1 pseudogene is annotated in these 670 nt (G+C 61.5%); it reads right to left on the bottom strand.

The annotated features are described in order from the left end of the window. Positions 1-670 (bottom strand): annotated as a pseudogene (locus Q1A01_RS23610) (hypothetical protein); the annotation flags it as partial.

Raw genomic sequence — 670 nt, 5'->3', positions numbered from 1 at the left:
CCTTGTGGTCCAACAGCTCCGTCAGCACCATCTGCACCCGCTGGTCCTTGTGGTCCAACTGCTCCGTCGGCGCCATCTGCACCTGCTGGTCCTTGCGGTCCAACTGCTCCGTCAGTGCCGTCAACACCATCGTTACCTGCGGGTCCTTGTGGACCTGTATTTCCTTGAGGACCTTGTGGTCCAACTGCTCCGTCAATCCCATCTGCACCTGCCGGTCCTTGTGGTCCAACTGCTCCGTCAGCGCCATCCGCACCTGCTGGCCCTTGTGGTCCAACTGCTCCGTCAACTCCGTCAGCACCTGCTGGTCCTTGCGGTCCAACTGCTCCGTCAGCACCATCCGCACCTGCTGGTCCTTGCGGTCCAACTGCTCCGTCAGCACCATCTGCACCTGCCGGTCCTTGTGGTCCAACAGCTCCGTCAGCACCATCTGCACCTGCTGGTCCTTGCGGTCCAACTGCTCCGTCAGCGCCGTCAACACCATCGTTACCTGCTGGTCCTTGTGGTCCAACTGCTCCGTCCGCGCCATCGTTACCTGCGGGTCCTTGTGGACCTGTATTCCCTTGAGGACCTTGTGGTCCTGTTGCTCCATCGTTACCCGCTGGTCCTTGCGGCCCAACTGCTCCGTCAACTCCGTCAGCACCTGCTGGTCCTTGCGGTCCAACTGCTCCGT

It is taken from the genome of uncultured Dokdonia sp. (assembly GCF_947492815.1).
Lineage (GTDB): Bacteria > Bacteroidota > Bacteroidia > Flavobacteriales > Flavobacteriaceae > Dokdonia.
Note: the sequence above shows the minus strand (reverse complement) of the source record. Positions and strands in the feature narration are given on the sequence as shown.